The organism is Nitratireductor sp. GCM10026969 (assembly GCF_042660605.1).
In the GTDB taxonomy this organism is placed as follows: Bacteria; Pseudomonadota; Alphaproteobacteria; order Rhizobiales; family Rhizobiaceae; genus Chelativorans.
On sequence record NZ_JBHSUM010000191.1, the window covers coordinates 1 to 7,155 of the forward strand.

The 7,155-nt window shown below is 66.4% G+C and carries 7 protein-coding genes; 1 reads left to right on the forward strand and 6 read right to left on the reverse strand.

All coding sequences use genetic code 11. The features are described from left to right. Window positions 1-97: 97 nt before the first annotated feature. From ACFP9U_RS22645 to ACFP9U_RS22660, 4 genes are all read right to left on the reverse strand, one after another. Window positions 98-688 (reverse strand): peroxidase-related enzyme, encoded by a 591-nt coding sequence (locus tag ACFP9U_RS22645; protein WP_378624933.1) that lies wholly within the window; start codon window positions 686-688, stop codon window positions 98-100. After that, window positions 685-1,191, reverse strand: a complete 507-nt coding sequence (locus ACFP9U_RS22650; RefSeq protein WP_378624935.1) for a CMD domain-containing protein — start codon at window positions 1,189-1,191, stop codon at window positions 685-687. The genes ACFP9U_RS22645 and ACFP9U_RS22650 overlap by 4 nt, the downstream gene beginning before the upstream one ends. A gap of 7 nt (window positions 1,192-1,198) precedes the next feature. Continuing rightward, window positions 1,199-2,707 carry an NAD(P)-binding domain-containing protein gene (locus ACFP9U_RS22655; protein ID WP_378624936.1) on the reverse strand — a complete coding sequence of 503 codons (1,509 nt, stop codon included), beginning with the start codon at window positions 2,705-2,707 and terminating at the stop codon, window positions 1,199-1,201. A gap of 315 nt (window positions 2,708-3,022) precedes the next feature. Continuing rightward, window positions 3,023-4,492 (reverse strand): aminotransferase class V-fold PLP-dependent enzyme, encoded by a 1,470-nt coding sequence (locus ACFP9U_RS22660; RefSeq protein ID WP_378624938.1) that lies wholly within the window; start codon window positions 4,490-4,492, stop codon window positions 3,023-3,025. A 111-nt stretch (window positions 4,493-4,603) separates the two neighbouring features. Between ACFP9U_RS22660 and ACFP9U_RS22665 the strand changes: the two genes are divergently transcribed. Continuing rightward, complete coding sequence (locus tag ACFP9U_RS22665; RefSeq protein WP_322453597.1) at window positions 4,604-5,068, forward strand: Lrp/AsnC family transcriptional regulator; 465 nt, start codon at window positions 4,604-4,606, stop codon at window positions 5,066-5,068. 33 nt (window positions 5,069-5,101) lie between these two features. Here the strand turns inward: ACFP9U_RS22665 and ACFP9U_RS22670 are convergent, their stop codons facing one another. Continuing rightward, a complete protein-coding gene (locus ACFP9U_RS22670; RefSeq protein WP_378624939.1) occupies window positions 5,102-6,715 on the reverse strand; it encodes a GMC family oxidoreductase in 1,614 nt (537 codons plus the stop codon). 60 nt (window positions 6,716-6,775) lie between these two features. Continuing rightward, the coding region (locus ACFP9U_RS22675) for a shikimate dehydrogenase family protein (protein ID WP_378624941.1) at window positions 6,776-7,155 on the reverse strand (380 nt) is incomplete at its 5' end.

Below are 7,155 nucleotides of genomic sequence, written 5' to 3' on the forward strand. Positions count from 1 at the left end.
AGCACCGGCCGATGGCCGGCCTGCTCGAGAAAGGCGGCCGCACCGAAGGCGATAGCGCCGGCGCCGGCAATGCCCACGCACAATCCTTCGCCCGCCGTCATCGCGCCGGCCCCTCCTTGGCGACCGGGTCGCCCAGCACATGCATCAGCCGGTTGGCCCAGCCGAAAAGCGAGGCCGAGAGAATGAGATCGAGGATCTCCCCGTCATCGAGGCCGGCGTCGCGCAAGGCCTGCATGTCCTCTTCATCCGCCTCGCTCGGCGCCTTGGAGAGCTTGACCGCGAAGCGGAAGATGGCCTGCTGGCGCTCATCGAGCTCGGCTGCCTCGCCGTCACGGAAGACGCGCTCCATCACGCTTTCATCCTTGGCGAGCTGGTTGTAGCGGCTGGCATGGACGGCGGCGCAGTAGACGCAGTGGTTGACCACCGAGGCCGCCGTGGCGCCCAGCTCACGCTCGGCCCTGCCAAGCCCGCCTCGATTGTACATGATCGCGTTGAAGAGCGGCGTGCGGACCTTCAGTGTCTCGACGTCGTTGGCAAGCACCAGCACGTAGTCCGACACCTTGGTGTTGGACGGCGTGACCTTCAGCGCATCGAGCTGCTCAGGCGTCGCCTCGGCAAGGTCGATCGGCTTCACCCGCGGACGCCAGTGCGGAATTTCGGTCGTGAATTCGTGAATGATGTCGCTCATGCCGTCGCCTTCATCAGCTTCAATCCCGCGATCACGCGGATCTGATAGGCCAGAAACGCGTTGAGTTCGGCAAGACGCACGATATCGGCATCGGGGATGCCGGCCGCCTGCAGCGCCTCGATGTCGGCGGCCCGCGTGTCCCGCGGTCGCATGGAGACGAGATCGGTGAAGGCGATAATCGCCGACAGGCGGTGCTCTTCATGCCCCCTATAGGCGGGATCCGAGACAGCGTTTTCTGCTTCACCTGCCCCCGCCTTTTCAAGCAGCGTGCGATAGTGGTCGGCAAGTTCCGCGTTCTCGTTCAGCCGGGCAACGCGCACGGCGAGCGCGGTCCGTAACGCGTGGGAAAGGCCGCCGGGATCGGCCGGTGACAGCGCGGCGTCGTGGGTGGTCTGCGTCATCGCCATCACATCGGCGCGGCTTTCGAGCGCCGCTCGGACCCGGTCGGTGGCGTCGGCCCCGGCCAGCCGTGCGACGATGTCGTCGGAAAAAACTTCGCTCATCGCGTCTTCAGCTCCCCTCGGTGCAGGCGGGCGCGGATGCCGTCTGCGTTTCGTCCTCGATTTCCGATTCCGTCCATTCGTCGCCCTGAAGCTCGGGCTTGGAATAGTCGAGCATACCCTGCCAGTGGATCTCGACGTCCTCGCGGTAAAGCGTGGCGGCGATCTCGCGGGCCAGCCACGAGGCGCCCTCGCTGATGCCGGGGATGTCGCCGGAGACCTTGCCGAGACTTGCCGAGGCCCCGTAATTGAAGCAGTAGACGTTGGAAAGCCACGGCGCCCTTCCCGGGATGCGCTCGCGGAAGGAGAAGTCCGGCCCGAGATAGGGGAAATTGCCCAGCTCTTCGCTCTCCTCGCCCGGCGGCGGGGTATAACGGTCTCGCCACAGCATGATCTCCTCGGCCGCCTCGCCGAGTTCGGTGCGCGCCAGCGGGTCGACCGTGAAGCCGGTGCCGAGGATGACGAAATCCGTCTTGAGCCGCTTGCCTGCGGTCGTTTCGATCACCACCTCGCCACCTTCGTGCGCCATGCGCGCAATGCCTTGCCCGAAGTGGAAATAGGCATTGTCGTGCCGGCTCACCCGCAGCGTCGAGCCGCGCGGGGCGGGCGTCTGGGTGACGAAGGAATACTGCATGAAGCGCCAGCGCCATTCGTCCGGCAGCTGTGCATATCCTGCCGTGAAGCCGAAGGAGCCGATCCCCATCATCTTGTTGATGGTCGGCATCTCCTTGCGCCGGATGACATGGCGGACTTCCCTGGCGCCGGCCTCCAACGCCTCCGCGGCGTTGTCGACGGCGGAAGCGCCGACACCGATGACAACCACGCGCTTGCCCTTCAGCGCCGCGAAGTCGATGTCGTCGGACGAGTGTGCCCAGGCATGCCGTGGCAACGTTTTCACGAAAGCGGGGATGTTCGGCCGCCCCAGCCCCTCGCGCCCCGTCGCCATGACGAATTTGCGCGTCAGGATTGATTTCTCCTTGGCGCCGCGGCCGGCAAGCTCAAGGCGCAGATACGGCCCCTCGGGAGCCACCCGCGTCACTTCCACCTCGTTCTCGACCGGGATGTCCAGCACCTTGCGGTACCAGACGAGATAGTCCATCCACATCGGCCGCGGAATCTTGTCCAGCGCCTGCCAAGCCGCCTCGCCATATTGCGCGGTGAACCAGGCGCGGAAGGTGAGCGAGGCATGGCCGTAGGCGGGACCCGTGAGTTGCTTGGGCGAGCGCAGCGTCTCCATGCGCGCATAATTGAGCCACGGTCCCTCGCGGCCGGCGGGGCTGCGGTCGAGGATACGCATGTTGCGCATGCCTCCGCTCCACAGCGCGAAATAGCCGACGAGCCCGACCATCCCGCCGCCGATGACGATGACGTCGTGGACGTGCTCGCCCCCGTGCTGACGCGAAGGCACCCAGTTCGCCGGCGGCAGGCACAGATAATCGAGGTCCCGCCTCACACGCGCCTCGAGTTCGGCCAGGCGCCGCCGGCCCGCTTCGATGTCTGTCGTCCCGGATATGTTCATACGCGTCTATCTTCGCCTTCTGGCCGGCCGTGAAAAGGTATTTCCGCCCTTTCCGCAGCCCTTTCGCCCCATAATCGTTCCAAATGTCCCGGCCGCACGCGTATATTGTTGGCAAGGCCACGCCCACACCGTGCCGGCGGGCATGCATATGCGCAGGCGGGCGTGCCGGTCAAATCGCAGGATGTGGAGACGTCTATCCCCATTGTCGGACGCAGCCGCCTCCGCGCGGCACGGAGCCGCCGAAACCCGTGCACCTGCCGGAATTTAACCATCAACGCCCCGTCCTGCTCCATGGTCAACCGAAAAAATCACCCCTCAACCGACCCGCCTTTCTTCAAGTTCCCGCGGCGTGGTCTCGTGCTTGAAGCGTGCCGTCGCCGGGTCGAAAGCGTAGGCATTGGCGATCGTCTCCGCCTCTCGCGCAAGCCGGTCGACGGCGCCGATGATCCTGTCCGCCTTCTCGTCGTCGAGAAGATAGCTCAGGTTGAGCCGCACCCAACCCGGCTTTTCGATCTCGCGTCCGGCGCGGATGGCGGCAAGCAGGGCACGCGAGCGCCCCTCGTCGATGTCGAGCAGACGATGTGCATAGGGTCCCGCGCAGGCGCAGCCGCCGCGGGCCTGGATCCCTTCCGCATCGCTCAGCATTCGGGTGAAGAGCTGGTGATGCAGATATGTACCGTCGGCACGGCGGACCCGAAAAGAGAAGATCGGCAATGCCGGCGCGTGCATGTTGCCGAGGAGTTCGATGTGCGGATTGGCCGACCAGACCGCAAGTGCGCGTTCACGCAGCGCATGGTTGCGGCCCTCGATGAAATCCCGGCCGAGCGCCTCCTTGACGAGGAGCACTAGGGCCGCGCGGATATCGCCGACGACGTTCGGCGTTCCGGCTTCCTCGCGCGCCGACAGCGAGGCTGAGTAGTCGTGCGTCCAGGGGGAGACGAAGGTGACCGAGCCGCCGCCGGGCATGCTCGGCCTTTGCGTGCGCGCAACCGCATTGCGCAGGACAAGCACGCCGGACGCACCCGGCCCGCCGGGAAACTTGTGCGGCGAGAAGACGATGGCGTCCTTCGCGCAGTCCGTGCCTGCGCGCATGTCCATCGCCAGATAGGGTGCGCCGCCGGCATAGTCCCAGACGGCCAGGGCGCCATGCGCCTTCAGCAACCGCGTGATCCTGTCCGTATCGGTGACGATGCCCGTTACGTTCGAGGCCGCGGAGAAGACGCCGACCTTCAGCACGGCGCTTGGGCGGCTTTCCAGCTCGTGCGCGAGGATATCGAGATCGGGCCCACCGTCCCTGGCCTCCGGTATCTCGAGCGTCTCCGCACCGCTCTCACGCCAGGGCAGAATGTTCGAATGGTGCTCGTAGGGGCCGATGAACACCACGGGACGCTGCCCCGCCGCGGCCATCTCGGGGACCTGCAAAAGCCGCACCAGCTTGTTGATGCCGGTCGTGGCGCCCGATCCGGCGAATACCACGCTCGTCGCCTCGTCCGCCCGCACCGCGCGACGGACAACGTCCCGGGCCTCTTCGCGCAGACGCGTGCAGAACGCGCCGCAATAGGATGCTTCGGTATGGCTGTTGGCATAATAGGGGAGTACCGCCTCGCGCACGAAATCCTCGATCTGGGCAAGTGCGCGGCCGGAGGCCACATAGTCGGCATAGATAAGCGGCTTCGGCCCGAACGGCCCGTCGATACGGGCGCTCTCGCCGATCAGGCCGGCGCGCAGTCGTGCCGGCAGATCGTCGCCCTTCAGACTTTCGGCAAAATGCTTAAGTCCCTGCATGCCTGCTCTTTCCGCCTGTCGTGCATTTGGCGGTAAAGTTTGGCACGATCCGACACGATCATTTTCACCAATTACCTTGCAAATCGAAGGATTGATCGTTCATATGATCGGATGAACAGGCAAAAAATCGATCATATCGACAAGCGCATCCTGCGCGAGCTGCAACAGGACGCGGCGCTCTCGCAACGCGACCTGGCCGACCGCGTCGGCCTTTCGCAAAACGCCTGCTGGCGGCGGCTGCGGGCGCTGGAGGACGCCGGCATCATACGCGGCCGCACGGTGCGGCTCGACCGCGGCAAGCTCGGCCTTGGCCTCGTCGTCTTCGTCATGGTCAAGACGCGACACCACTCGGCGGCCTGGCTGCAGAGCTTCCGGCAGCACGTCTCGAGCATTCCCGAAGTGGTGGACTTCTTCCGCATCGGCGGCGACTACGACTACATGCTGCGCATCGTCACCGCCGACATGGCCAGCTACGATCTCGTCTACCAGCGGCTGATCCAGAAGGTGGAGCTGGAATCGGTCACCTCCTATTTCGCCATGGAGGCGATCGAGGAGCGGCGGCCGCTGCCGATCTGAACACTTGGCCCGGCGCGTGCGGCTCACTGCGCATCAGCCGGGTTGGGAAGCGTCCTCCAATATGAGGTCCGCAGCCTTTTCGGCAATCATGAAGACGGCAGCCTGGATGTTGCCCGAGATTATGGCCGGCATCACCGACGCATCGGCAACACGCAGGCCCGCCAAGCCGCGCACGCGCAGGCGCGGATCGACCACCGCCTCGGCATCCGCGCCCATCCGGCAGGTCCCGGCGACGTGGTAGATGGTCTGCCCGTTGTCGCGGGCGAAGGCCAGCCAGTCCTCATCCGTACGGCAGGCGGGTCCCGGGCTCATCTCGGGCCCGCGATAGCGGTTCATGGGCGCCTGCTCGACGATGCGGCGCGCGCATTTCATGCCTTCGATCATCGAGCGCCGGTCTTCCTCGGCGGCGAGGAAATTTGGGCGGATCGCCGGCGGGGTATCCGGTCCGGGCGCCTTGATGTGAATGCTGCCGCGCGATTCCGGCCGCAACTGCGTCACGCCGATCGTCATCCCGGGATGGCGGTCGAGGCGGCGTTCGGCGGCGTTGGCGTAGCTCGCATGCATGAAGAAGTACTGGACGTCCGGCCCGTCCAGCCCAGGCCTCGTGCGCACGAAGCCGTGCACCAGTCCGGTGCCGAGGGTGAGGATGCCCTGGCGCGTGGCGAAATACTGCGCGACGGAGCTGAGAAGTCGCCACCCGCGCGTCGCCTCGTTCAGGGTGACCGGCAGGCGGACGCGCCAGTTCATGCGGGTGCAGAAATGGTCGAGATAATTTTCCCCCACACCCGGGAGCGCATGGCGCACCGGAATGCCCGCCGCCTGCAGCACGGCGGGCACGCCGATGCCGGAAAGCTCCAGAAGCTGCGGCGTCTGGACGGCACCGGCCGTCAGGACGACCTCGCGGCGCGCCCGAAAAAGCCTCTCCCCGGAGCGCGTGCGTACCATGACACCCTGCACACGGCCGTCGGCGAATACGAGCTTCACAGCGCGCGCATGCGTCTCGACGCGCAGATTGAGCCTGCGGCGGGCGGGCTTCAGATAGGCGTCGGCCGCACTGACGCGGCGGCCGTCGCGCTGGTTGACCTGGTAGTAGCCGAAACCGTCCTGAGTCCGGCCGTTATAGTCCGGATTGCGCGAGTGGCCGGCCGCCTCGGCTGCGGCGATAAAGGCTTCGGCGATCTCCGGCCGCTCGCGCACCACCGTCACGGGCAGCGGTCCGCCGGTCCCGCGATAGGCATCCTCCGGCCCGTCGAAGTTCTCCACCCGGCGGAAATAGGGCAGGACGTCCTCGAAGCTCCAGCCCGTGCAGCCGAGTTGCGCCCACCGGTCGTAATCCTGCTGTTGGCCGCGGATGTAGATCATGCCGTTGATGAGTGTGGAGCCGCCGAGGCCTTTGCCCCGCGGCACGGCGATGACGCGGTTGTTGGTTGCCGGTTCCGGCTCCGTGGCGAACCGCCAGTTGTGACGCGGGTCGGTCAAAAGCTTATTGAAACCGGCGGGGATGGGGATCCAGAATCCCCTCCCCTCGCCGCCCGCCTCGAGCAGGAGCACCGAGTGCCGGCCCGAAGCGGTGAGCCGGTTGGCCAGGACGCAGCCCGCCGTTCCTCCGCCGACGATGACGTAGTCGAATGTCGCTGCCTCGGCCATAGCGTTATTCCCGCGTCCGGGCCGGCGGGCACAAACCCGGCCGCGCGCGACGGCACGGCGTCATGAGAGCGCCCCCATGTGCCGCGCCATGAGCGCGATCTGGCTGTCGAGCATCGGCCGGCCGGGCTGGACCCTGCAGCCGGATGCCTTTGCGGCTTCAAGCAGGGGGGTGACTTCCGGCTCCATGATCGCCTCGGCGACAACCTGGCCGGGCCTCAGTTGCGTCACATCGACGGGCGGCGGATCCGCAGGATCAAGGCCGAGCGAGGTCGCGTTGACGATCACATCGTGATCGGAGAGCCCTTCCGTCCCGGCGGAGACGGCGACCGCGGGAAACGCCGCGGCCACGGCCTCGGCCAATTCGCGCGCCCTTTTCAGGGTGCGGTTGGCGATGGTCAGGCGCGTGACGCCCGCCTCGGCGAGCGCGAAGGCGATCGCCC

Excerpts from the sequence above, each read along its gene's own strand:
- ACFP9U_RS22645 (WP_378624933.1), bottom strand. The coding sequence starts at position 688 with ATGAGCGACATCATTCACGAATTCACGACCGAAATTCCGCACTGGCGT.
- ACFP9U_RS22650 (WP_378624935.1), bottom strand. The coding sequence starts at position 1,191 with ATGAGCGAAGTTTTTTCCGACGACATCGTCGCACGGCTGGCCGGGGCC.
- ACFP9U_RS22655 (WP_378624936.1), bottom strand. The coding sequence starts at position 2,707 with ATGAACATATCCGGGACGACAGACATCGAAGCGGGCCGGCGGCGCCTG.
- ACFP9U_RS22660 (WP_378624938.1), bottom strand. The coding sequence starts at position 4,492 with ATGCAGGGACTTAAGCATTTTGCCGAAAGTCTGAAGGGCGACGATCTG.
- ACFP9U_RS22665 (WP_322453597.1), top strand. The coding sequence starts at position 4,604 with ATGAACAGGCAAAAAATCGATCATATCGACAAGCGCATCCTGCGCGAG.
- ACFP9U_RS22670 (WP_378624939.1), bottom strand. The coding sequence starts at position 6,715 with ATGGCCGAGGCAGCGACATTCGACTACGTCATCGTCGGCGGAGGAACG.